Source organism: Pelistega europaea (assembly GCF_013133775.1).
GTDB classification, from domain to species: domain Bacteria; phylum Pseudomonadota; class Gammaproteobacteria; order Burkholderiales; family Burkholderiaceae_B; genus Taylorella; species Taylorella europaea.
In genome coordinates, this window is record NZ_JABGBO010000006.1 from 123,175 (window position 1) to 147,014 (window position 23,840).

Genomic DNA, 23,840 nt, shown 5'->3' on the forward strand with positions numbered 1-23,840 from the left:
GATGGGTAGGGGATGTATTTTTAAGATAGAAAATAATTTGGTTACTATGCCAGAAATGAGAGTTTTGAATCAACAAATGTGGTCAATACGACCGGCAAAAGCAGAGGATGTTCCTCATATCGTAGCATTACAGTTACTTTGCTACGGTGAAAGTTTTCACGAAGATGCACAAGCATTTTTAAATAAGATTACTCAAAAGGATAATTTGTGCTGGGTAGTGGAAAGTAATCAAGGTGGTGTTCCGTATGAAACAAGTGCCAAAATGCCAAAAGTAAGCAAGTCACAAGTGCACAATATCCAATATCCAGATCAGTTGTATAGACAACAGAGGCAAACCAGTAAGCAAACAGAACAGCAGACCAAAGTGTTGATTAGTGAGCAAATGGGGCAGCAAACCAATATGCTAATTAGTGAGCAAATGGGGCAGCAAACCAATGTACTAATTAGTGAGCAAATGGGGCAGCAAACCAATGTGCTAATACATGTTAAAGATAATCAACAGCACTTATATCTTGATGATAATAAGTTTAAAGAAGATACACCGGGTTCTTTGCTTGCCTATATGATGTGTGCCCGTGCGACAATGCAGTATTTTCCATGTCTTAATATGCTGGACTATCAACAGCCTATTGATGGTGATACACTTTATTTGCATGATATGGCGATTGCTCCGCAGGCACGAGGGTTGGGATTAAAACATCAATTACTAACACGTGTTTTGCAACAAGCGCAACAACTTTCACTTAAACAGGCATTGTTGGTTGCTGTGCAAGGTGCTGCACCTGTGTGGAGAAAACAAGGATTTGAAGTGGTAGATGCCCAGAAGTTGGGGTTGGCAGATGTTTTGGCAAGTTATGGGGATGATGCCGTGCTGATGTATAGAAAATTGGCTGTGTAAGGCTTTAAAGTGGATTTTTAAATCGAGGTTTTAAGGTAGAGGCTTTAAAGCAGATTTTTAAGTCGGGGTTTTAAGGTAATAGGTACCAAAACAAAAGCTCTTAAAAACATCGTCTGCTTTTAAGAGCCTAAGTTTATAAGTTTCTAGGACTTGGTGCTCACGGCGAGACTCGAACTCGCACAGCTCTCGCCACTACCCCCTCAAGATAGCGTGTCTACCAATTCCACCACGTGAGCAAAGAAAGCTATTATAAGTACTTTTAAGGAAAAGTACAAGCTATTTTGTAGATTCTGTCGCTGGTGTGCTAGGAGTTGTGGTTTCTTTGGCACTACCTTCTGCAGAGGAGGCGGATGCGCTTTCTGTTGATTTGACTGCTTCTACCTTTTCTTTCACTGCATCAACTACAGCTTCTGTTTTTTCCTTGGCAGCATCAGCAACTGCACTAGCTTTTTCCTTGGCTGAATCTACCGCTTCTGAAGTAGCTTGTTTAGCAGTTTCTACTTTCTCTTTTGCAGCATCAACTACAGCTTGTGTTTTTTCCTTGGTAGCATCAGCAACTGCACTAGCTTTTTCCTTGGCTGAGTCCACCGCTTCTGAAGTAGCTTGTTTAGCAGTTTCTACTTTTTCTTTTGCTGCATCAACAGCAGCTTGTGTCTTGGTTGCTACCTCGTCAGCTGCTTTAGCCACTGTTTCTTTTGCAGAATCTACAGCTTGTTTAGTTGCCTCTACAGTCTCTTTTGCTGAGTCAGACAACGATTTTTCAGTAGTTGGGGTTGCTTCTGAGGTGGTTGGTGTAGTGCTAGGAGCAGTTGGAACGGCACTTGTTTCTGGAGCCGTAGGAACAGCGCTTGGAGCAGGGGCAAAGCCTTCCATCACACTACCGCTATCAGTAGGAGCTGCTTTTTGTAAGCCACCTGAACCTACATAGGCAAGACCTAATGTACTAGCAAAGAAAACCACAGCCGCCCACTTTGTCATACGAGAGAAAAAGTTAGCTGAACCTGCAGCACCGAAAATACTACCAGCAGAGCCGCTACCAAATGATGAACCCATGTCAGCACCCTTGCCTTGTTGCAAAAGCACCAGGCCAATAATGGTTAGAGCTGAAATCACTTGAACAGCGATAAGCACAGGAAATAAATACGTTGACATAAAAACTCCGAATAAAAATTAGGCGGCAATAATCGCCAAAAATTCTTTTGCATTTAAAGCAGCCCCACCTACCAATGCACCGTCAATATCAGGCATGGTAAAAAGGTTGGCTGCATTATCTGCTTTAACACTTCCACCGTACAAAATCTGTACATCTGCTGCTCCTACCGTTGCTAATTGCGTACGAATAAAAGCATGCACCTCTTGCGCTTGTGCAGGTGTGGCAGTCAAACCTGTACCAATCGCCCACACTGGCTCATAAGCCACGACTATTTGTGATACGACTGAACTATCCAATGCCAGCACAGGCGCTAATTGTTCCTCAATCACAGCTAGCGTTTGTCCAGCTTCACGATTAGCTAGAGATTCACCCACACAAACAACAGGTGTTATTCCATGCTCTACAGCACGCAAAGCTTTTTGCGCAACTACCTCACTACGCTCGCCATGATAGGTACGACGCTCAGAATGCCCTACAATCACCCAACGACAAGCAAAATCTTTAAGCATATTAGCAGAGACTTCACCAGTGTAAGCCCCTGATTCTGCTATGCTTATGTCTTGTGCCCCCCAGCTAACAACTGAGTTTTGCAAACAAGACTGTACTTGTGCTAAATAAGGAAAAGATGGACATACTGCAACAAGGCAATTACTTGTCTTTGTTAGACCGTTGACAAGATCGGATAGCAAGACCTGATTAGCTGCTAAGCTACCATTCATCTTCCAGTTACCTATCACCAAACGCTTACGCATATGTCATCCTCTTTTTTATGAGTAATAAATCACTCTTTGCATCATGCTTTGCGTATGATACGGACAATATATGAAAGCATATCAAGCTGTTAAAGCTACCTCTACGAATACTTTAAATGTTATCTATGAGTCGATATGCTTGCAAACATTACCCTAATCTGTGTACGCAAAGTAATGAAATTTAATAAACTCACCATTATAAAATGAACCACTACCATTTGTCATGATATTTTGATGAATATATTCATTTGATGATATTCAAAGCAGAGAAGTCATTACCTCTAGTCATCATCAATATTTCTCATAATTATGCGACTTTCATTGTCTCTTTAGGTGATTGGTCTACCACTCATCGTGTCTTATGGCTTAGGATGGCAATTATGTCTGCTGTGCCTTTAAATCTACTAACCGGGTGCCTGCCAAACGATCGTGCAAGAATATCCCATCTTTATCAAACCATGAATAAACAAAGTTGAGAAACGGTGTAAACACAATAAAAAGTGTCACTGAACGCCAGCCGAGGTACATAGATAGCAGGTGTACTCCATAAGCCCCAATTAGGGGGAAAATCCATGCTGTTATATAACGAATAAGATATTGCTTTAATGATGGCTTAGTGCCATCTATGGAATAGAGACCAATCGCCCATGTCTTCATAGGAAGGGTTTGACCTTTGCGAGACCATGAAAGAATAAAATAAACCCCAATCACGATAAACAATAAAGATTGACTTACCCAGTAAAGATAATTGGCATCCGTGCGTTGAGTTAGGCTATCAAACATATAAGAAGTACCAAAAATTACGGCAAGAAGCAGCATGCCCTCATACATTTGACTAGCAAAGATCTTTAGACGAGCAGGGCGAACAAGAGAATCTTTCATATTTTATTTGTCACGATAACTATCGGATACCATTTCAAAACCAAACAAACGACATTCAATATCTCCATTAAACACAGGAGTGCGACGTTTGGGCTTGAGACGAAGTTTTTTAGGAAAGTCCATATCACTGGTAATAACGTGGACTTGCCAACCAGCAAATTGATTTTTAAGTACGCTAGACCATTCACGCCAGAAAACATCGTCTTCTGCACCGAGACGCTCACCATAAGGTGGATTAGTGATAAGGAATCCAGGCTCACTTGTCGGTGCCTGTCCATGTAAGGCATTACGCACTTGGAAATGTACGTCTTGTGTAGAAAGACGTGCACGCTGTAAGTTTGCTTGAGCTGCTTGAATAACAGATGGGTCTAAATCCGCACCGAATAAAGGTGTATCTACTTCAGTTAAGATATTAGCACGAGCCTGCTCTTTAAGCTCTGTCCATAGTTTATAAGGCATACCACGCAAGCGTTCAAAACTAAATGGTCGATTAATCCCTGGCGGAATACCATGAGCAATCCAAGCCGCTTCAATTAAAATCGTACCACTACCGCAGAATGGGTCAAAAAGAGGCTTGTCTGGAGTCCAGCCGGCTAAAGCAAGGATACCTGCAGCCAAATTTTCTCGCAAAGGAGCTTGCCCCTTATCATAACGCCAGCCTCGTTTAAACAAGGATTCTCCTGAGGTATCAAGGTATAGTGTGGCGGAATCTTTATCTAAGAATAAATGTACTTTGGCATCAGGGCGTACTGTGTCAATATTGGGGCGAGAACCTTCTACCTCACGTAGACGGTCTACAATCCCGTCCTTGGTGCGTAGATTGCAGAACTGTAAACTCTGCATGGGGCTATGGATAGCTGATGTATCAACACGTAGCGTCTTCTCTGCACCAAACCAACGTTCCCAGGCAACCTGACGAGCCAGCGTATAAATTTCTTCTTCATTGGAGACTTTGGCATAGGCGACTTGGACCAAAATGCGTGTTGCCAAACGAGAGTAAAGATTCGCTTTCATCACCCCTATCCAATCCGCCTTAAATGAGCAACCAGAACGTCCTAGCCTAACAGCTTCAAAACCAAGTGCCTCTAATTCCGCTGCTAATGCCTGTTCTAGACCAATAGGGCAGGGGGCAAAGACAGGAAAAATTTCACCTAGATAGTCAGCTTGAGGATGACGTACTGGGTTTTTTTCTTGATGCCGTGCCACATTTCTTGCCACATTACGCGATTCTGAACGTTTTTGCTGACTATATGTGGGGGATGGGCGAGCAGATACTGCTTGCTTTTTAATTTCATTAATGGCAACTTGGCGTGCACGAGCCCCTGTACGTACTCGAGTGCTTTTATTGGAGCCTGTTCTATTGCCTAGGCTGAGTGTTTTACGCGGTGTTTGTTCTGTCATAATGAATTAAAAAGGTTTAAAAATCACCAAGGCCACTACACCGAGCAGAAGAGGGAGTGGAATTTCGTTATACCAACGGAAAAATACATGAGAGCGTTGATTTTGCTGGTTGACAAATTGACGATGCACCCTAAAACAGGAGTAGTGAAAAAGCATAATCAATGCCACTAGAACTAGTTTTGCATGCAACCAGCCCATGCCAGCGCCTATTTTAAACTGAATCATCAACCATAAGCCAAAAATAATAGCTGGGATGGCAATAATTGTCATAAAACGCAATAGACGTTGTGACATACCAAGAAGATAGTTATACACAACGGGGTTATCTTGGTTTTGAGCAAGATTCACAAAAATGCGTGGCAAGTAAAACAAGCCTGCAAACCAAGAAGTCACAAAAACAATATGTAGGGTTTTAAGTAAAAGATAAAGCATAATTTCCTTTTTACAAAATAGCCGCTGACTATATTTCCTTTTTACAAAATAGCCGCTTATGACCATATTAGGCAAAACGACTTTAAAGGAGGTTTAACTTGTATGACAGCTAAGGTATTTCTATAAGTTTTGCAGTAGCTTATCAATGCCTAGTTATGCACGCGTCTGCCCATTGCCTGTAAGCACCCATTTATAGGTAGTTAAACCTTCTACTGCAACAGGTCCACGAGCATGTAACCGATTGGTTGAAATACCAATTTCAGCCCCTAAACCATATTCAAAACCATCAGCAAAGACGGTTGGTAAGTTGACATAAACCCCTGCAGAATCTACAAGTAATTGGAACTGGCGTGCTGCATGCATATCCTCAGTAATGATAGATTCTGTGTGTCCTGAGCTATATTGTTCGATATGTTCAATAGCTGCATCAATACTATCGACAACTCGAATAGCGATAATGGGAGCAAGATATTCAGTAGCCCAATCTTCATCAGTGGCAGGTATCGCATGAGGTATAAAAGCCATGGCTCGTGGGCAGGCATGCATTTCTACCCCTTTGTCCGTAAATTGCTTTGCTAATTCAGGCAATACTTGTGCAGCAACATCTTGATGAACTAACAAAGTTTCCAAGGATCCACAAATACCATAACGATAGGTCTTGGCATGGAAAGCCAGTTTAATTCCCATCTCAATATCTGCACTTTTATCAATATACATATGGCAGTTGCCCTCTAAATGCATAATGAGGGGAACTTTGGCTTCTTGGGCAAGACGTTGCAAAAGTCCCTTGCCACCACGAGGAATAAGTACATCTACATATTCTGTCATGGTTGCCAAATAGCCCACTGCAGCTCGGTCTGTGGTGGGGACAATCTGTACCGCATATTCAGGTAAACCTGCGTGTTGTAGTGCATCAGAGACCAAGGACGCCAGTGCTTGGTTGGAGTAAAAAGCTTCGCTGCCACCTCGCAAAATGGCTACATTACTCGCTTTAAGGCATAGGGCTGCTGCATCAATAGTCACATTAGGACGTGATTCATAAATAATGCCGATAACACCAAGAGGTATTGTCATCTTGCTGATTTGCATACCATTGGGTAGGATGCGTGTAGGTCCTAAGCTACCAATAGGGTCATCTAAATGAGCGATTTGTCGTACGCCAGCTACCATAGTTTGAATGGATTTATCGGATAATGTTAGACGATCTAGTAATGCTGGAGCCAGTTGGTTTTTCTGAGCATTAGCAAGATCTTTCGCATTTTCGGTTTTAAGCCATTCTGCCCTTTGTTGAATTTGTTCTGCTAAATAAAGCAATGCTTTGATTTTTTGCTGTTGTGAAACAGCTCGCATTTGTTTAGCAGCTTGTTTGGCTTGCTGACCAATTTGTTGCATCAGTATGTTGGTTGCCATCGTCATTTTTATTCCTTTAAAGTATTCCTTGTCCTGCTGTTTTAGCTACGAGACGTTTGAGTTCTTGCCATGCATCACGTAGTCTACCTTCAACGGGATACCCTTTAAATAGGCGGTCAATATCGCTGGCATGCTGAATCAAGCCCATCAGTTTAGGCAGACTAAGTCGCTGCAATGCTGAATGGAAAAGAGGCTGCCGTGAACTGAAAATGCGTAAACTACTCATTGTTTGATTCAGGTTACCGCCTTGCCGCTTAACTTGTGCAAGAGTATATAGTGTACTGATTTCCCTGCTGATAATAGCGAGTACTGCTGGTAAAGCCTCTCCTTCATCTTCCAAACTTTGAAGGATGCGGACACTGCGTTTTGTGTTGCCTGCAAGCATAGCATCGGTAAGTTGGAAAACATCAAAGCGTGCTACATCACGTACTGCTTGTTCAACACTATTAAAGTCTATTTGACCAGGAGGGAGCATCATGCCAAGTTTAAGAATTTCCTGATGTGCAGCAAATAAGTTTCCTTCAACTTTTTCAACAATAAAATCTAGCGTTTCTTTATCAACATGTTGCTGCTGTAGTGCTAAACGTTGTTGTATCCATGCAGGAAGTTGAGGGCGTGTAATTTGTGGTACATCAATGGTAGTAGCTGCTTGAAAAATTGCTTTACACCATTTGCCCTCTAAGGTCTTTTTATCGAGTTTTGGGAGGTTGAGAATAATGGTGCAATCACTGACTTGACCTTGTTGCACCTGTTCAGCAAGTTGGATTAAAGCCGCACTACCCACTCTACCTGGTTTACCTGTGGGAATAGTAATTTCCAGGATTTTTTGCTCAGCAAAAAGAGAGGTATTTTGGAGATTCTCTTGGATTTTGTGCCAAGGACCGTTGGCATCTAATACTAAACTGATGCGCTCACTAAACCCTAAATCACGGCAATGTTGACGCAGTGCGTCGACCGTCTCATTGCGTAGCAACAACTCCTCGCCTATAACACAATAAAACGGGTCGACTTTTTGTCCTAATTTGTGGAGATATGCGTTAAACGCATCATAGCGAATTCGCCCAGCCATGAAAACCTTATTGAGGATTAAATTGACGATAATGCTGCATTAGCTCTTCGGATGTTAAGCGACGATAAAGTCTATCGGCGATATTTTTTTCCATGGTACTGTAGATAAGCTGCATCTCAGCAGCTTTGGCATCGGCTGCATTTTCATCATAGGGGAGCAGTTGCGAGCTATGGAACGTTGTTGGCGGAATAAGTTCGTTACCCTGAGCATCGGAGACGCTGAACTGGAATGATAGGCTTAATTCATATTCTTCAACTTTACCATCAGCATCTAGTGAGACTTCTGTTTGTGCACGATTCATGCCAAGTTGAGTAACAATAAGTTCTGCCTGAGTAGCTTTGTCTACCATAACAGTTTCAGGGGAACTCGCTTTAAGCAAACGATAGATGTAGATACCAAAACTTGATTGACGTGAGATATTGGTATAGATGGTCTTAAAAGGCAAATCTACCTGCCCACGCATTTTAAAGCCACAACCAGCCACTACTAAACTTAATAAAAGTAGGGCAGTGAGATAATGGCGAATGGTAAATTTATTTAACATTTGCATAGCGAGTTCTCCGTTAGGGCTTAGCCAACCACATTGACGAGTTTATTTGGCACAACAATAATGCGTTTAGGTGCTCGTCCTTCGAGATGTTTAGCAATTTGATGGTGAGCTAATGCGAGTGCTTCAATTTCTTCTTTGGAAGCACCGTTGGGTACCATGATTGAACCACGCAACTTACCATTGATTTGAAGCATCATTTCGATTTCGTCTGCTACTAGGGCTGCCTCATCCACTTCAGGCCATGGAGCATCTAGTAAATCCCCCAATTCTTTGTCATAACCAAGCTCTTGCCATAGATTGTAAGTGATATGAGGAACAGCAGGGTAAATCATACGCAATAAAATACCGATGACTTCTTTGAGTGCTGCATCACTATACTCGGATGGTTCTAACTTCGCATCTTCAATAGCATTTAACAGCTTCATATTAGCCGATACGACAGTGTTGTATTGCATGCGTTCATAGTCATAGTTGGCTTGACGCAGTAATTGGTGAGCGGTTAGACGCAACTGCTTAACTTCTTTTGGAGCATGAGCAAAATCAGGTAATGTGGCTGGTGCGCGGGCAATTACCTCACGATGTTTATAAGCCATTGTCCAAAGACGACGTAAGAAGCGATTAGAACCATCTACCCCTGTTGTTGACCACTCAAGAGTTTGTTCTGGAGGGCTAGCAAACATGACAAATAAACGGGCTGTATCTGCACCCAATGTATCAATAATAGATTGAGGGTCTACGCCGTTGTTCTTGGACTTAGACATAGTGCCAATACCAGCATAAGTCACTTCTTTACCATCTTCAAGAGACTTGGCTCCGATAATTTGACCTTTATCACCGTAGATGTTTTCGACTTTATCTGGCCAGAAATATTCAATACCGCCTTTGTCATTGCGACGGGTATAGATATGATTAAGTACCATGCCTTGGGTGAGTAGGTTGGTAAATGGTTCATCGAATTTCACTAAACCTAAATCACGTGATACTTTTGACCAGAAGCGTGCGTACAGTAGGTGCATCACAGCATGTTCAATACCACCGATATACTGATCCATAGGCATCCAGTAATCATTGCGCTCATCAAACATCGCCGTATCACAACCAGGGGAAGTATAACGCATAAAGTACCATGAAGAGTCCACAAAAGTATCCATGGTATCGGTCTCACGGCGTGCATCTTTACCGCATTTTGGACATTGGCATTTTAAGAAAGCCTCTGATTTATTGAGAGGATTGCCTGTACCATCTGGAATAAGGTCTTCTGGCAAGACAACAGGAAGGTCTTTTTCAGGAACAGGAACAGGACCACAATCAGGGCAGTGGATAATAGGGATAGGCGTACCCCAATAACGTTGACGAGAAATCCCCCAGTCTCTTAATCGCCAGGTGGTTTGTTTCTCACCTAAGCCTTTATCGGAAAGACGTTGTGCAACAGCATCAACAGCTTGCTTATAATTTAAGCCATCTAAGTCACCTGAATTAATGCAAGTGCAGACCTGTTTGTCACCATACCACTCTTGCCATTCATCAGTAGAATATTCTTTGCCCTCTACAGTGACGACTTGTTTAATAGGTAAATGATATTTTTTGGCAAAGGCAAAGTCGCGTTCATCATGTGCAGGGACACCCATCACGGCACCGTCACCATAACTCATTAAAACGTAATTACCAATCCAGACTTCCACTTGTTCGCCTGTTAATGGATGAGTGACAAATAAGCCTGTAGGCACACCTTCTTTTTCTTTGGTGGCCATCTCAGCTTCAGTAGTGCCACCGAGTTTGGCTTGATCAATAAAGGCTTGTAATGCAGGATTGCGACGAGCTGCTTCGCTGGCTAGTGGATGCTCAGGAGCTACAGCACAGAATGTCACACCCATAATGGTATCTGGGCGAGTTGTAAAGACGTACAAACGACCGTCTTGAACTAATTTACCTTCAGCATCTTTAATATCGTGTGTGAATGCAAAACGCACGCCTTCACTTTTACCTAACCAGTTTTCTTGCATCACACGGACACGCTCTGGCCAGCCGTCCATTTTGTTTTTGACAAAATCAAGCAACTCCTCAGCATAGTCAGTAATGCGAAGATAGTAACCTGGGATTTCTCTTTTTTCGACTAGTGCACCAGAACGCCAACCGCGACCATCAACCACTTGCTCATTGGCAAGTACAGTCTGATCTACAGGGTCCCAGTTGACAATTTGGGTTTTACGATAAGCAATGCCCTTTTCAAGCATTTTAAGAAACATCCATTGGTTCCAGCGATAGTACTCGGGATTGCAAGCCGCCATCTCACGAGACCAGTCAATCGCCAAGCCCATTGACTTAAGTTGTTTTTTCATATAGTCAATGTTGGCGTAGGTCCACTGAGCTGGTGGCACTTTAGACTTAATGGCAGCATTTTCTGCTGGCATACCAAAGGCATCCCAACCCATAGGCATAAGGACGTTGTAGCCTTTCATGCGAAGTTGTCGAGTGAGCATATCGTTAATAGTGTAGTTGCGTACATGCCCCATATGTAATTTACCGCTAGGGTAGGGGAGCATAGAGCAGGCATAGTACTTGGGTTTAAGTTTGCCATTTTTGTCTTTGGCGAACTCTGTTACTCGATAGGCATCGGCATCAGCCCATTGCTTTTGGGCTGTTTTTTCAACAACTTGGGGTTGGTATTGTTCTAACATGATGTATTGCTAAAAATATATTGAAAAATGAATTCTAAACCCCCCATTATAAACCACTCAAAGGGGGTTTCGGGAGAATATGGTATAATGGCAGTTCTAAAGGTGATGAAGGCAGACCTTCTCTCCTCCTCTTTGCTCAGTGTTGCAGAAATTAGTATATAAGCACTGACCCCCATGTATTTTTAACCATTGTCTTGTTCCTTTTGCTAATTTGCCACTATTCTTATTCTATTGAATTACCAAAAGAACAACCACATTAGGGAGAAAACCATGAAGACAACTTTTAATATGAAAGTCTTTGTGCCGAGTTTTATCGTCATGATAATTATCGGTGCTTTAGGGATGCTAGTCCCTGAAAAAATGAAAGCAACCTTAGATATAGCCCAAAAATTTGCTTTTAATAACTTTAGCTGGCTTTACGTGTTAGCTGCTTCTTTGTTCTTGGGCTTTTTACTCGCTCTTATCTTTAGCCGTCTTGGTGACATCCGTTTGGGTGCAGATGACGAAGACCCTGAATATCCCTTTTTCTCATGGGTAGCCATGCTTTTTGCTGCTGGTATGGGTGTGGGTTTAATGTATTTTGGTGTAGCAGAACCTATGATGCACTACGCATCACCTATTACAGAGGACAATGTTGCCAAAAATGCCATGCTTTACACCTTTTTCCATTGGGGAGTACACCCTTGGGCAATTTATGGTGTGATGGCGTTGGCATTGGCTTTCTTTGGTTATCGTTATCGCTTACCTTTATCATTGCGTTCGACTTTTTACCCACTACTTAAAGATCGTATCAATGGCACCGCAGGTAATATTATCGATGCTTTTGGTTTGTTGGCAACCGTCTTCGGTATTGTGACAACACTAGGTTTTAGTGCTATCCAGTTAAATTCAGGTCTGAATGATATTGGATGGCTACAAGAAGTTGGTTTTTCTCAACAGGCCATTATCATCATAGTGGTGACTTCGATTGCAATTTTGTCAGCCATCTCTGGGGTGGGCAAAGGAGTACGCCGGTTAAGTGAATTGAACTTATTACTAGCATTGGCGTTAATGGTTTTTATCCTGTTGTGTGGTCCTACTGTTAAGTTATTAGCATCATTCGCAGAAAATGCAGGTTATTACCTTAGCAACCTAACAGAAATTAGCTTTAGAACATTTGCATACGATGATGCTCATCAAGGCTGGTTTACTGGCTGGACAATTTTGTACTGGGCTTGGTGGGCGTCTTGGGCTCCTTTTGTAGGATTATTTATTGCCCGCATTTCTCGTGGACGTACAGTGCGTGAATTCGTCATGGGGGTGTTAATTGTTCCGACCGTCTTTAGTTTATTATGGTTTACTATTTTTGGTAATTCAGGTATTTGGGTAAACGAGATGACAGGAGGGGCATTGGCTAATTTAACATCTAAACCTGAAGTATTACTGTTTGAGTTTTTAGATTATTTTCCAATGTCGACAGTGAGTAGTTTTGTTGCGATGACAATCTTGGCATTGTTTTTTGTGACATCTGCTGACTCAGGTATTATTGTGTTGAATAATATCGCCTCAGGTGGCAGCAATAAGCCTGTTCCGCGCTGGCAAAGCATTCTCTGGGGTGTTGTCCTCATTGTGATGGCTATTGCCTTGTTACGCACAGATGGTCTAGGTGCAGTACAAGCAGTGACTTTGGTTGTTGCACTTCCCTTTGTTATTATCATGGTGGGGATGTGTGTTAGTCTTATGCGAGGCCTACGATCTGATGCTGTTTACTTTAGTCGTAAGCTCAATGCAGGTAGTGTCTTCTGGAGTGGTGCCCGTTGGAAACAGCGTCTACATCAAATCATGCATCAAACACAAGAGGATGATGTTAAGAACTTCTTTGCTGAAGTAGTGAGTCCTGCATTTGAGACTTTACGTCAAGAACTAGTGGATAAATATCAGTTGCAAGTTAATGTACGCCAGATTGAAGAGCCTGAGCTGGCAATGGAATTCGTGGTTGAGAAAGGTCAATGGCGTAATTTCTTATATGGTATTAAAGTACAGACTTCTCATGCACATGCTTCATTGGCAGAAGAAGAAACCTTGCCTGGTTTGACTAAAACTGTGGTACATGAACCATTTACTTATTTTGGCGATGGTCGTGTGGGTTACGATGTGCAGTACATGACAAAAGATGAACTGATTGCGGATATTCTTAAACAATATCAGCGCTATCTCAATTTGATGCACAACGAAGACTTGGCACTGATTATGAAGGCACCACTTGAAGAGTAGGGGGTATACATTGCTACTGTATCTACACCAGTTATAACGGGTAGATAAAAAAGTAGGGAGTATTAAAGCTCTCCCTACTTAACGAGCCAAAGAGGAAAAATGGGCACAAAGTAAGTCAACACATACTTTGTGTCCATTTTTTTTGACCATAGCACTCGGTTTGTGGGGGTGTGTCCATCCTTTAAGTGCTGCACTCGGTTTGTGGGGGGGCTCAATCCTGTCTTACTCTGAGTAGGGGTATATAAAAGGTTGTAGCAGGGTCATTGCCACTGCTACAACATGGCTATAACATATACTGCCCACCATTCATATTGATATTGGCTCCAGTCAAGAACCCAGCTTTTTCGCTGCAAATAAAAGCAATAAGGGCAGCGAGTTCTTCGGGCTCTCCTAGGCGTCCAACAGGAATTTGGGGGAGCAATACATTTTCCATGACCTCTTTAGGAATAGCTGCTGTCATTGCCGTGCGTATAAAACCTGGTGATATTGAGTTAACAGTAACTCCTTTGCGGGCATATTCTAGAGCTAGGGTTTTGGTAAAGCCAGTGATACCTGCTTTGGTGGCTGCATAGTTGGCCTGACCAAAATTACCGCGAATACCGCTGATAGAAGCAATGTTGACAATACGTCCCCAGTTTTGTGCTGCCATAGCGTCAATAAAGGGTTTGGTCATATTAAACATACTGTCTAGATTGACCCCGATAACGGCATCCCAAGCCTCTTTACTCATTTTCTTGAAACTAGCGTCGCGAGTAATGCCTGCGTTATTAATCAAGATATCTACATGATAACCATCGGCTTTGATTTGGGCTGCCAGAGCCTGAGTAGACTCATAATCGCTAACATCAACAGGGTAGGCTTTGAAAGTGTAGCCAGCTGCTTTTTGGGTGGCGAGCCATTCTGTAGGATCCTCTGAGGGTAAGTGTGTCACCAATACGACATTGCCTGCATCGTGTAAAGCCTGAGCAAATGCAGTACCTAAACCACCAGTCCCTCCTGTAATGAGTGCAGTATGTGTTGTCATAAAAATACTCCTGTGATGTATATAAATCATTCTTTGATAAAAGGTATAGTGCAAGAAAATTACATTGCTGACCCTAGAATTCAAAGTGCTAATGGCTATTCTACACACTCCTTGATGACCGTGGTATTAATCAGGCTAAGAATCGAATGATTTACTTTTTATATGCATATAACTAAAATATATGAAAAACTCTTTCATTAAATATAATAATAATATAGTTATTTTGAGGTAGAGTATGAATTTACAACAATTTCGTTATATTAGAGAAACTATTCGGCGTAACTTTAATCTGACCGAAACATCACACGCTTTATATACTTCTCAACCAGGTGTTTCCAAGGCAATTATTGAATTTGAAGATGAGCTAGGACTACAGATATTCCGTCGTCATGGTAAGCGTATCAAAGGCTTGACTAAACCAGGTCAAGATGTGGTGGCAGTGATTGAGCGTATCATGCGGGAAGTGGATAATTTAAAACGAGTGAGCGATGACTATGCCAAACAAGATGAAGGTGAGTTAGTTATTGGTTGTACGCATACACAAGCACGCTATTTCTTACCTGAGATTATCCTGAAATTTAAAAAGAAGTTCCCTAAAGTACGTGTTTCTCTGGCTGAGGGTAATCCTACCCAACTGGCTAATATGGTGCTAGCAGAAGAGGCCGATGTAGCAATGGCAACAGAGACATTGTCACAAGTGTCTGGTCTTGCCACCTTCCCTTGCTATGAGTGGAGTCATACAGTTGTGGTAAAACCAGACCATCCTTTGACTGAGTTAACTTCAAGTCAGGCTCGCAATATTAGCTTAGAGCAGATTGCTGCTTACCCAATCATTACTTATGAAAAAGCTTTTTCTGGCAGAAAAGCAATAGATGCTTCTTTTGAAGCAGCAGGGGTGCATCCAGATATTATTTTGGAGGCGATTGACGCTGATGTAATTAAAACCTATGTTGAGGTGGATTTGGGAGTGGGTATTATTGCTGGTATGGCATTTAATCCTCGTCGTGATCCTAATCTAGTAGGTATTCCTGTCGGTCACCTTTTTGGTAAACATATTTCTCGGTTAGGGGTGCGTAAAGGAATTTTTGCACGTGACTATCTGTATGAATTTATTCAGATGTGTGCACCAGGTTATAACCGTGAAAAGATTGATGAGGCATTAATAGAAACCACAGCAGAATGAAATGACTTTTTTGTGATTGGTATGACATATTCTGGCTAGTCTTATAGAACTGTGTTATGCTTATAGGTACTGTTTTTTGTCGTTAATGTACAAGGAGTATTTACGATGTTAATGAAAAAAGTTGTTTTAGCAACTGTTGTTGCAATGGGTTCTATGTCTGCTGCTATGGCAGCTAACTGCTCTGCAGTGATTGAAGCAAACGACGCTATGCAATACAACACTAAAGAAATTACTGTTAGCAAAGCATGCCCAGCATTTGAAATTGAGTTAAAACATACTGGTTCTATGCCTAAAGCGGCTATGGGTCACAACGTTGTTGTAACTAAAACTGCAGACGAGCAAGGTGTAATCACTGACGGTATGGCAGCAGGTGAGGCAAGCAACTATGTTAAAGAGGGTGATGCTCGCGTTATCGCTCACACTAAACTTATCGGTGGTGGTGAGTCTGATAAAGTTTCAATCGATACTGCTAAGTTAGACAAAGGTGGCGATTACTCTTTCTTCTGCACATTCCCAGGTCATGCTTCTATCATGAAGGGTGCAGTTAAAGTAACTGACTAATAGCAAAAAGGCTACAAGGTCGTTTTATAACGCTTTGTGGCTTATTATAGAAATCGCTCTCATTGTTGAGGGCGATTTTTTTATATAAAAACGACCATCTCCCTATTAATTTTAAAAATTATAGGTAAAATAATAGATTAATCTTTTAATTTATTTCACTAACAATAGGTTATTTACATGCAACCAACAGTACAAACATTAGAGGGCTTAGAGCGCCAAGTTGATTTAGTTGTGTCTTTAGAAGACATCGAAAAAGAAGTAAAAAAGCAATTACAACGTGTAGCACGCACGGCTAAAGTTCAAGGCTTTCGTCCTGGTAAAGCTCCTTTGTCAGTGATTGAGCGTAGTCATGGACCTAGCGTTCGCTATGATGTACTTAATCAAAAAGTAGGTCAAGCATTTGATGAGGCAATCAAGGCAGCAGACCTACGTGTGGCAGGTGCTCCAAGTATCGAACCTAAAGAGGGTGCTGCTGAGGGTACGGTTGCTTTTACAGCAAAATTTGAAGTATTTCCAGAAATTACATTACCTGATTTTTCAACATTAGAAATCACTCGCACCACGACAACAGTTGGTGATGCAGAGGTTGAAAATACAGTAGATATTCTTCGTAAGCAACGTGCTACTTTTAACAAGGTAGATCGTGCAGCACAAGACGAAGACCGTGTAACTGTGGATTTCGTTGGCAAAATTGATGGTGTTGAATTTGCTGGTGGCAAAGCAGACAACTTCCCATTTATTCTTGGTCAAGGTCGCATGTTGCCAGAATTTGAAGCAGCAGCCAAGGGTCTAAAAGAAGGTGAGTCTAAGACTTTCCCATTGACATTCCCTGAAGACTACCAAGGCAAAGAAGTTGCTGGTAAAACAGCTGAGTTCACTATCACAATGAAAGAAGTGGCTGAACCTGTATTACCAGAAGTGAATGCAGAGTTTGTTAAATCTTTGGGTCAAGCTGATGGTGATGTTGCTAAACTCAAAGAAGAAATTCTCAAAAACATTGAACGCGAAGCCAAGGCTCGTGCTTTAGCACGTACTAAAGCCAGTGCGTTTGACGCGTTAGCTAAAGCGTCTACTTTCGAGATTCCAAAGGCACTTGTTGCTGATGACGTTAAAGCTCGTGTTGCTCAAGCTCGTGAAGAACTTAAAGCACGTGGTATTCCTAATGCGGATACTTTCCCAATTCCCGAAGAGACATTTGCTCCTGAATCAGAGCGTCGTGTGCGTTTAGGTTTGTTGGTAGGTAAAATTGTAGAGCAAGAAAACCTACGTCCTACTATGGAACAAATTCGCACTCGTATCGAAGAACTTGCACAAAGCTATGAGAAACCAGAACAAGTTGTTGCATACTACTTGGGCAATGCTCAAAGCCGTGCAGAGATTGAAAATGTAGTACTTGAAGACAATGTAGTAGATTTTGTTTTATCTAAAGCCAAGGTAACTGAGTCTGCTGTTGACTTCAAAGAAATCATGGGACAAGTATAATGATGAATCACTTTACCGATTTTTATGCGTCACTACATGGCGGTGAGTCGGTGAGACCGACTGGACTGGGCTACATTCCTATGGTGGTGGAACAGTCTGGTCGTGGTGAGCGCTCTTACGATATTTACTCTCGTTTATTGAAAGAACGTATTGTTTTCTTGGTTGGTCCAGTCAATGATCAGTCTGCTAATCTGGTGGTGGCACAGCTACTCTTTTTAGAGTCAGAGAACCCAGAGAAGGATATTTCTTTGTATATCAATTCGCCAGGCGGTGGTGTTTACGCTGGTTTGGCAATTTATGACACAATGCAGTTTATCCAACCAGAGGTTTCGACTTTATGCACTGGTCTTGCGGCAAGTATGGGTGCTTTCTTGCTAAATGCTGGTCAAGCGGGTAAACGTTTTAGTCTACCTAATTCTCGCATTATGATTCACCAACCTTTAGGTGGTGCCCAAGGTCAAGCGACAGACATTGAGATTCAAGCCCGCGAGATTTTGGATTTGCGTGAGCGTTTAAATCAGATTATGGCTAAACACTGTGGTCAGCCTATCGAGGAAATTCGTAAACACACAGAACGTGATAATTACATGTCTCCCGATGATGCACTCAAGTTTGGTCTTATTGATAAAGTGCTTGAAAAACGTATCTAGTTTTGTGCTTACAGCGTGGCGTAGCTATACTGAGGTTACGCTATGCAATCATAGGCTGGGTGCCTTGTAGTTAATTGTTTGGCGTAGGGTCGGTGTGATAGCCGACCTGTTTTCTTTATTCAGAATATTTATGACAACTAAACCCACTTCCAAGAATGAACGTTGTTCTTTTTGCCACAAGTCCAAGAGCGAGGTCAAACATCTCGTTGCAGGGCCGTCTGGCGTATATATTTGTAATGAATGCGTAGCGGCTTGCGCAGATGTTATGCAACGGGGCGGTGATACTGAGAATCCTCAGGTAGAGGAAAAGCTCCCAACACCTGCAGAAATTAAAGCATTTCTAGATCAATATGTGATTGGACAAGACATTCCCAAACGTAGCCTGGCAGTAGCAGTATATAACCACTATAAACGAATTCGCCATGCACAGACACAGGGTGATGCCAAGGATGATGTTGAGTTAAGCAAGAGCAATATCTTACTTATTGGTCCTACTGGGTCAGGTAAAACCTTGTTAGCACAAACATTAGCCCGTCAATTAAATGTGCCTTTTGTAATGGCAGATGCGACAACATTAACCGAGGCAGGTTATGTGGGTGAAGACGTAGAAAATATTATCGTTAAGCTGCTACAAAATTGCGATTACAATATCGAAAAGGCAGAAAAAGCCATTGTCTATATTGACGAAATTGATAAGATTTCTCGTAAGTCTGATAATCCCTCTATCACTCGTGACGTATCGGGTGAGGGTGTGCAACAAGCCTTGTTGAAACTTATCGAGGGTACCATTGCTTCTGTGCCCCCACAAGGTGGTCGTAAACATCCCAACCAAGACTTTCTGCAAGTCAATACGACCAATATTCTTTTCATCGTAGGTGGCGCTTTTGATGGTCTTGAGAAAGTTATTCAAAATCGTACAGAAAAATCAGGTATTGGGTTTGGTGCCTCTGTGCATAGTAAATCCGAAAAAGGGGTGGGTGAATTATTTACCCAAGTGGAACCTGAGGATATTATTAAGTTTGGTCTCATTCCTGAGTTAGTAGGTCGTCTACCCGTAGTGGCAACCCTGCAAGAGTTGGATGAGGCTGCCTTGGTGCAGATTCTGACCGAGCCTAAAAATGCTCTAGTCAAACAATACCAGAAATTGTTTGCAATGGAAGGAGCTGAATTAGAAGTAACACCAGAAGCCTTACACGTGATTGCTCAAAAAGCAATCAAACGCAAAACAGGGGCTCGTGGCTTACGCTCTATCTTGGAATCAGCATTGATGGCAACAATGTATGATTTACCTTCTCACCATAATGTAAAGAAAGTAACTTTAGATGTTGATGCCGTTGAGGGTGGTGCACCCAAATTAGAATATAAATAGGTGCCAGCTTTCATGCTTTAAATCGTGAAAGCATAGGTCAAAAGGTGCACCCAGATTAGAATATAAATAGATGCCAGCTTTCATGCTTTAAATCGTGAAAGCATAGGTTAAAAGGTGCACCCAAATTAGAATATAAATAAATCTAACGGTGGCAATAAGAGATTCTCTTTTGGCACCGTTTCTTGCCTGTAGAGTGAGTGAAGTGAACTGAGTGGTTAAATAGTCAGTAGCACAAACCCATCGAAGTGAGCTAACAGGTAGTATTGCTAGACACCGTAGGAGTCCGCTTGCTTTTGCAAGAATAGGATGCCAATGTTTTTGGTGCTGTATGAGTGTTTAATGATATAAGTAAATGACTAGAGGTTTCTCTTGAAATTTGGTAGATTATCTCCATCTAGCCACATATTGAAAATAAGTTAAAGGGTTTACATGACAATATCAGATAAAATCCAATCCGCTTCACCTATTGAGTTACCACTTCTTCCTTTGCGAGATGTTGTAGTGTTTCCTCACATGGTGATTCCTCTTTTTGTTGGGCGTCCACGCTCTGTGGCTGCATTGGAAGAGGCAATGGCAGCAGAGAAGCATCATGTTGTACTGGTATCTCAGAAACAAGCATCCAACGATGATCCTGGTCCTAATGATATTTACGATGTAGGTGTGTTGGCAAATGTGCTTCAGTTGTTAAAATTACCTGATGGCACCATCAAAGTTCTTGTTGAGGGGCTTGAGCGTATTACTATTCAAGAAGTTAAAGAGGCTGCTAACTGCTATAAAGCCAAGGTGGCACTTGTTGAAGTAGAAGACGACAGAAGTACTGCTATCCAAGGTCTTATGCGTACCGTCATTGAGCATTTTGATCAGTATGCCAAACAGAATAAGAAAATCCAGCCTGAGGTCTCTAATACCCTTAACACGATAGACCAACCAAGTCGTTTAGCTGATACAGTAGCTGCTCATCTCACAATTAAACAAGACAAAAAGCAAGCTCTGTTAGAAACATTTAATGTGGCTCAACGTCTCGAAGACCTATTGCTTATTATTGATGCTGAGATGGATATTTTACAGGTTGAGCGTAAAATCCAAGGGCGGGTCAAAAAACAGATGGAGAAAAGTCAACGTGATTACTACCTTAACGAGCAAATTAAGGCTATCCAAAAAGAGCTTGGTGAAGGTGAGGACGGCGTTGATTTAGAGGAGCTAGAGAAAAAGATTAATGCTGCTGGTATGTCTAAAGAGGCTCATGAAAAAGCGATGGCAGAATGGAAAAAGCTCCGTCACATGCCTGCAATGTCAGCCGAGGCTTCAGTTATTCGCAATTATATTGACACTCTAGTTGGTTTGCCATGGAAGAAAAAATCCAAGGTTAATCGTTCGTTGGCATATGCAGAAGAAGTGTTAAATAATGACCACTATGGCCTTGAAAAAGTTAAAGAGCGTATCCTAGAGTATCTTGCCGTACAACAACGTGTTGATAAGATTAAGGCTCCTATCCTATGTCTTGTGGGACCTCCAGGGGTGGGTAAGACCTCACTAGGACAGTCTATTGCCAAGGCAACAAACCGTCAGTATACCCGCATGGCATTGGGTGGCGTGCGTGATGAGTCTGAGATTCGGGGGCATAGACGCACTTATATTGGTGCGATGCCTGGCAAGATTATGCAAAACATGACCAAAGTTGGTGTGCGTAACCCATTGTTTCTATTAGATGAAATCGACAAAATGGGGATGGATGTTCGCGGTGATCCAGCCTCTGCATTATTAGAGGTATTAGACCCAGAGCAAAACCATACTTTCCAAGATCATTATGTCGAGGTGGATTACGATTTATCCGATGTGATGTTTGTGGCGACGAGTAACTCGTTTAATATCCCTGCTCCATTGCTAGATCGTATGGAAGTTATTCGTCTATCGGGCTACACCGAGGACGAGAAGCTACACATTGCTAAAGATCACCTTATTCCTAAACTGATTAAGAATAACGGACTAAAAGAGGGCGAGTTAGCTATTGATGATTCAGCCATTTTAGACATCGTTCGTTATTACACTCGTGAAGCAGGCGTGCGTTCACTAGAGCGTGAATTGAGTAAAATTTGCCGTAAAGTGATTAAAGATGTGCTGACTGAAGAGGCTACTAAGAAGTCTAAGACAAAATCGACCAAGGCTAAAGCCGCTGTTGCCAAGGTAAAAACTATCAAAGTAAATAGTAAGAACCTAGAGCAGTATTTGGGTGTACGCAAGTATACCTTTGGTTTGGCAGAGAAAGAGAACCAAATCGGTCAGGTAACTGGTCTTGCATGGACTGAAGTAGGTGGCGATTTACTAACGATTGAGGCGGCGATTATTCCAGGTAAAGGTGTATTGCAACAAACAGGTTCCCTCGGTGATGTGATGAAAGAGTCTATGGCGGCTGCACGCACTGTTATTCGTTCACGGGCTCATCGACTTGGTTTATCAGATGATATTTTTGATAAGCGTGATATTCATATCCACGTACCCGATGGGGCCACACCTAAAGATGGTCCTTCTGCAGGTATTGCAGTGACTACAGCATTGGTATCGGCATTTGCTCAAATTCCTGTGCGGGCCGATGTGGCGATGACAGGTGAGATTACCTTGCGTGGAGAGGTGTTGGCGATTGGAGGGCTTAAGGAAAAACTTCTAGCAGCTCACCGCGGTGGTATTAAGACTGTGCTTATTCCGCACGAGAATGTGAAGGACTTGGCTGAAATCCCTGACAATGTAAAGAACCAATTAGAGATTGTTCCCGTACGTTGGATTGATCAGGTATTAGAGGTGGCATTAGAGCGTATGCCTACACCACTGACAGACAAGGAAATTGCTGCACTTGCCCGTGAGGCTATTAAAGTGCCTCGTGCCAAGGGGAGCAAGACAGCAGCCAGGCACTAGTCGTACTTAAAGACAAATCGACGGTCAACCAATAGGTTAAACCGTCGATTTTTTTGGGAGTTAAATTCAGGGAGGAGTTTATAAGCATAGAAGTATTAACAATAGGTTAAACCGTCGATTTTTTTGGGGAGCGATTAAACTATCTAACAGTTTCTATTTAATAGCCCTCATCAGATAGTTACCATCAAATAGGTACCGCCTAACAGTATCTCTAAAATCCTGACGATAGGAAAGGTACAGTTTCCAAATGCGACTCTCACCTGAACTTTAAGTTGTTTTCAAAAGCCTACTGGGGAGCAGGGAAGCTGCTACTTGGGGCAGAACTTGTACCGCTAGGTGCAGGAAAGTTGCTACTAGGAGCAGGGAAGCTACTACTTGGGGCTGAGCTTGTACCGCTAGGAGCTGGGAAGTTGCTACTAGGAGCAGGGAAGCTGCTACTTGGGGCTGAGCTTGTACCGATAGGAGCAGGGAAGTTGCTGTTGCTTGCGGGCGACTCTGTTACAGGAGTAGGAAATGTACTATTTGTGACTGTAGGAGTGGTAGAAGGAGGGGCGACAGGCACAGGAGGGAGTGCATTACGTAATTTAGGGTTTTGGTTAATTGCTTCGCCAGCTTTTTGGGTATCATCTGCTAATTCAGAGGTATTGGTCGCTGAAGAAGTAGTATTGCTTGCACTAGAAGAAGTTGCGGTACTACCATTATTGCTACTGATAGCATTATAACTATTTTGAGTAGTTGAGTTTGTATTGGTAGAAGAGGCTTTGACTTCAGCTGAACTGCTAGAAGTAGAGGCATCATCTGTAGAATTGGTGTCTGGGCCAACAGTATCATTGCTGTCTTCGGCATCGTTGTCGGCTTCTCCATCGGGTTTGGCAGCAGTTACAACCCCGGGAAGTGGAGCAGACGTGTCGTCAAAAGCATTTTCTACCGAGGTGTTTGTCTGATCAGAACCAACTACTTGACCGCTAACCGTGCTCTCATTAGTCGTTTCTGGTACTGCTGATTGAGGCTCACGGGTAAAAACACTATAAAAAGCATGCCCAATAAATAGCACAATCCCGATTGATATTAATAACAAGACGACATTGGTGATGCGTTTAGCCATGAGAAATCCTTTTTTTTAACATTCCACTGATTCTAACATATCATCACTATAAGCTCTGATATTTTTCTAAGTAAAAAA

Annotated in this window: 19 protein-coding genes and 1 tRNA gene; 8 read left to right on the plus strand and 12 right to left on the minus strand. The window is 42.3% G+C overall.

Features of this window, described 5'->3' with window-relative positions:
• Positions 1 to 55: 55 nt before the first annotated feature.
• The gene (locus tag HKX40_RS06865; protein WP_171588823.1) at positions 56 to 898 is read left to right on the plus strand and encodes a GNAT family N-acetyltransferase; all 843 of its coding nucleotides are present in this window, start codon (positions 56 to 58) and stop codon (positions 896 to 898) included.
• Between the two features lie 151 nt (positions 899 to 1,049).
• Here the strand turns inward: HKX40_RS06865 and HKX40_RS06870 are convergent.
• From HKX40_RS06870 to leuS, 10 genes are all read right to left on the minus strand, one after another.
• Positions 1,050 to 1,134 (minus strand) — tRNA-Leu (locus HKX40_RS06870).
• A gap of 40 nt (positions 1,135 to 1,174) precedes the next feature.
• On the minus strand, positions 1,175 to 2,050 hold the full coding sequence (gene secG, locus HKX40_RS10850; protein WP_171588824.1) for a preprotein translocase subunit SecG: 876 nt from the start codon (positions 2,048 to 2,050) through the stop codon (positions 1,175 to 1,177).
• Between the two features lie 18 nt (positions 2,051 to 2,068).
• Positions 2,069 to 2,803 (minus strand): triose-phosphate isomerase, encoded by a 735-nt coding sequence (gene tpiA, locus HKX40_RS06880; RefSeq protein WP_171588825.1) that lies wholly within the window; start codon positions 2,801 to 2,803, stop codon positions 2,069 to 2,071.
• Positions 2,804 to 3,181: 378 nt separating this feature from the next.
• Positions 3,182 to 3,685 (minus strand): RDD family protein, encoded by a 504-nt coding sequence (locus HKX40_RS06885; protein WP_246233623.1) that lies wholly within the window; start codon positions 3,683 to 3,685, stop codon positions 3,182 to 3,184.
• 3 nt (positions 3,686 to 3,688) lie between these two features.
• Positions 3,689 to 5,086 carry a THUMP domain-containing class I SAM-dependent RNA methyltransferase gene (locus HKX40_RS06890; protein ID WP_171588826.1) on the minus strand — a complete coding sequence of 466 codons (1,398 nt, stop codon included), beginning with the start codon at positions 5,084 to 5,086 and terminating at the stop codon, positions 3,689 to 3,691.
• A gap of 6 nt (positions 5,087 to 5,092) precedes the next feature.
• Entirely contained in the window at positions 5,093 to 5,518 is a 426-nt protein-coding gene (locus HKX40_RS06895; protein WP_171588827.1) for a CopD family protein, read from the minus strand.
• A gap of 153 nt (positions 5,519 to 5,671) precedes the next feature.
• Positions 5,672 to 6,928 (minus strand): glutamate-5-semialdehyde dehydrogenase, encoded by a 1,257-nt coding sequence (locus tag HKX40_RS06900; RefSeq protein WP_171588871.1) that lies wholly within the window; start codon positions 6,926 to 6,928, stop codon positions 5,672 to 5,674.
• Between the two features lie 16 nt (positions 6,929 to 6,944).
• Complete coding sequence (gene holA / locus HKX40_RS06905; protein ID WP_171588828.1) at positions 6,945 to 7,997, minus strand: DNA polymerase III subunit delta; 1,053 nt, start codon at positions 7,995 to 7,997, stop codon at positions 6,945 to 6,947.
• 7 nt (positions 7,998 to 8,004) lie between these two features.
• Positions 8,005 to 8,547 carry an LPS-assembly lipoprotein LptE gene (locus tag HKX40_RS06910; RefSeq protein ID WP_171588829.1) on the minus strand — a complete coding sequence of 181 codons (543 nt, stop codon included), beginning with the start codon at positions 8,545 to 8,547 and terminating at the stop codon, positions 8,005 to 8,007.
• A gap of 20 nt (positions 8,548 to 8,567) precedes the next feature.
• Positions 8,568 to 11,225: a leucine--tRNA ligase gene (gene leuS / locus HKX40_RS06915; protein ID WP_171588830.1), complete on the minus strand. Its 2,658-nt coding sequence runs from the start codon at positions 11,223 to 11,225 to the stop codon at positions 8,568 to 8,570.
• 270 nt (positions 11,226 to 11,495) lie between these two features.
• On the opposite strand from leuS, the gene HKX40_RS06920 reads away from it, so the two are divergent.
• Positions 11,496 to 13,478: a BCCT family transporter gene (locus HKX40_RS06920; RefSeq protein WP_171588831.1), complete on the plus strand. Its 1,983-nt coding sequence runs from the start codon at positions 11,496 to 11,498 to the stop codon at positions 13,476 to 13,478.
• A 283-nt stretch (positions 13,479 to 13,761) separates the two neighbouring features.
• Here the strand turns inward: HKX40_RS06920 and phbB are convergent, their stop codons facing one another.
• Positions 13,762 to 14,502, minus strand: coding sequence for an acetoacetyl-CoA reductase (gene phbB, locus HKX40_RS06925; protein ID WP_171588832.1), 741 nt, complete (start codon positions 14,500 to 14,502; stop codon positions 13,762 to 13,764).
• A gap of 235 nt (positions 14,503 to 14,737) precedes the next feature.
• Here phbB and HKX40_RS06930 point away from each other — a divergent pair, with 235 nt between their 5' ends.
• The 6 genes from HKX40_RS06930 to lon all read left to right on the plus strand — a co-directional run bounded on the left by HKX40_RS06930 (position 14,738) and on the right by lon (position 22,657).
• Positions 14,738 to 15,685 (plus strand): CysB family HTH-type transcriptional regulator, encoded by a 948-nt coding sequence (locus tag HKX40_RS06930; RefSeq protein WP_171588833.1) that lies wholly within the window; start codon positions 14,738 to 14,740, stop codon positions 15,683 to 15,685.
• Positions 15,686 to 15,790: 105 nt separating this feature from the next.
• Complete coding sequence (gene azu, locus HKX40_RS06935) at positions 15,791 to 16,246, plus strand: azurin (RefSeq protein WP_171588834.1); 456 nt, start codon at positions 15,791 to 15,793, stop codon at positions 16,244 to 16,246.
• 177 nt (positions 16,247 to 16,423) lie between these two features.
• A complete protein-coding gene (tig, locus tag HKX40_RS06940; protein ID WP_171588835.1) occupies positions 16,424 to 17,728 on the plus strand; it encodes a trigger factor in 1,305 nt (434 codons plus the stop codon).
• 2 nt (positions 17,729 to 17,730) lie between these two features.
• Positions 17,731 to 18,378: an ATP-dependent Clp endopeptidase proteolytic subunit ClpP gene (clpP, locus tag HKX40_RS06945; RefSeq protein ID WP_171588872.1), complete on the plus strand. Its 648-nt coding sequence runs from the start codon at positions 17,731 to 17,733 to the stop codon at positions 18,376 to 18,378.
• A 130-nt stretch (positions 18,379 to 18,508) separates the two neighbouring features.
• Positions 18,509 to 19,747 carry an ATP-dependent Clp protease ATP-binding subunit ClpX gene (clpX, locus tag HKX40_RS06950; protein WP_171588836.1) on the plus strand — a complete coding sequence of 413 codons (1,239 nt, stop codon included), beginning with the start codon at positions 18,509 to 18,511 and terminating at the stop codon, positions 19,745 to 19,747.
• A gap of 429 nt (positions 19,748 to 20,176) precedes the next feature.
• Entirely contained in the window at positions 20,177 to 22,657 is a 2,481-nt protein-coding gene (gene lon, locus HKX40_RS06955) for an endopeptidase La (protein WP_171588837.1), read from the plus strand.
• Between the two features lie 286 nt (positions 22,658 to 22,943).
• On the opposite strand, the gene HKX40_RS06960 is transcribed toward lon, so the two are convergent.
• Positions 22,944 to 23,762 (minus strand): hypothetical protein, encoded by an 819-nt coding sequence (locus tag HKX40_RS06960; RefSeq protein ID WP_171588838.1) that lies wholly within the window; start codon positions 23,760 to 23,762, stop codon positions 22,944 to 22,946.
• Between the last annotated feature and the right edge of the window lie 78 nt (positions 23,763 to 23,840).

What these genes read in the sequence shown, in the direction of transcription:
- HKX40_RS06910 (WP_171588829.1), bottom strand. Translation starts at nt 8,547, where the DNA reads ATGCAAATGTTAAATAAATTTACCATTCGCCATTATCTCACTGCCCTA.
- phbB (WP_171588832.1), bottom strand. Translation starts at nt 14,502, where the DNA reads ATGACAACACATACTGCACTCATTACAGGAGGGACTGGTGGTTTAGGT.
- HKX40_RS06920 (WP_171588831.1), top strand. Translation starts at nt 11,496, where the DNA reads ATGAAGACAACTTTTAATATGAAAGTCTTTGTGCCGAGTTTTATCGTC.
- leuS (WP_171588830.1), bottom strand. Translation starts at nt 11,225, where the DNA reads ATGTTAGAACAATACCAACCCCAAGTTGTTGAAAAAACAGCCCAAAAG.
- HKX40_RS06865 (WP_171588823.1), top strand. Translation starts at nt 56, where the DNA reads ATGAGAGTTTTGAATCAACAAATGTGGTCAATACGACCGGCAAAAGCA.
- tpiA (WP_171588825.1), bottom strand. Translation starts at nt 2,803, where the DNA reads ATGCGTAAGCGTTTGGTGATAGGTAACTGGAAGATGAATGGTAGCTTA.
- tig (WP_171588835.1), top strand. Translation starts at nt 16,424, where the DNA reads ATGCAACCAACAGTACAAACATTAGAGGGCTTAGAGCGCCAAGTTGAT.
- HKX40_RS06895 (WP_171588827.1), bottom strand. Translation starts at nt 5,518, where the DNA reads ATGCTTTATCTTTTACTTAAAACCCTACATATTGTTTTTGTGACTTCT.
- secG (WP_171588824.1), bottom strand. Translation starts at nt 2,050, where the DNA reads ATGTCAACGTATTTATTTCCTGTGCTTATCGCTGTTCAAGTGATTTCA.
- lon (WP_171588837.1), top strand. Translation starts at nt 20,177, where the DNA reads ATGACAATATCAGATAAAATCCAATCCGCTTCACCTATTGAGTTACCA.
- HKX40_RS06960 (WP_171588838.1), bottom strand. Translation starts at nt 23,762, where the DNA reads ATGGCTAAACGCATCACCAATGTCGTCTTGTTATTAATATCAATCGGG.
- HKX40_RS06885 (WP_246233623.1), bottom strand. Translation starts at nt 3,685, where the DNA reads ATGAAAGATTCTCTTGTTCGCCCTGCTCGTCTAAAGATCTTTGCTAGT.
- HKX40_RS06890 (WP_171588826.1), bottom strand. Translation starts at nt 5,086, where the DNA reads ATGACAGAACAAACACCGCGTAAAACACTCAGCCTAGGCAATAGAACA.
- azu (WP_171588834.1), top strand. Translation starts at nt 15,791, where the DNA reads ATGTTAATGAAAAAAGTTGTTTTAGCAACTGTTGTTGCAATGGGTTCT.
- HKX40_RS06930 (WP_171588833.1), top strand. Translation starts at nt 14,738, where the DNA reads ATGAATTTACAACAATTTCGTTATATTAGAGAAACTATTCGGCGTAAC.
- clpP (WP_171588872.1), top strand. Translation starts at nt 17,731, where the DNA reads ATGAATCACTTTACCGATTTTTATGCGTCACTACATGGCGGTGAGTCG.
- holA (WP_171588828.1), bottom strand. Translation starts at nt 7,997, where the DNA reads ATGGCTGGGCGAATTCGCTATGATGCGTTTAACGCATATCTCCACAAA.
- HKX40_RS06900 (WP_171588871.1), bottom strand. Translation starts at nt 6,928, where the DNA reads ATGGCAACCAACATACTGATGCAACAAATTGGTCAGCAAGCCAAACAA.
- clpX (WP_171588836.1), top strand. Translation starts at nt 18,509, where the DNA reads ATGACAACTAAACCCACTTCCAAGAATGAACGTTGTTCTTTTTGCCAC.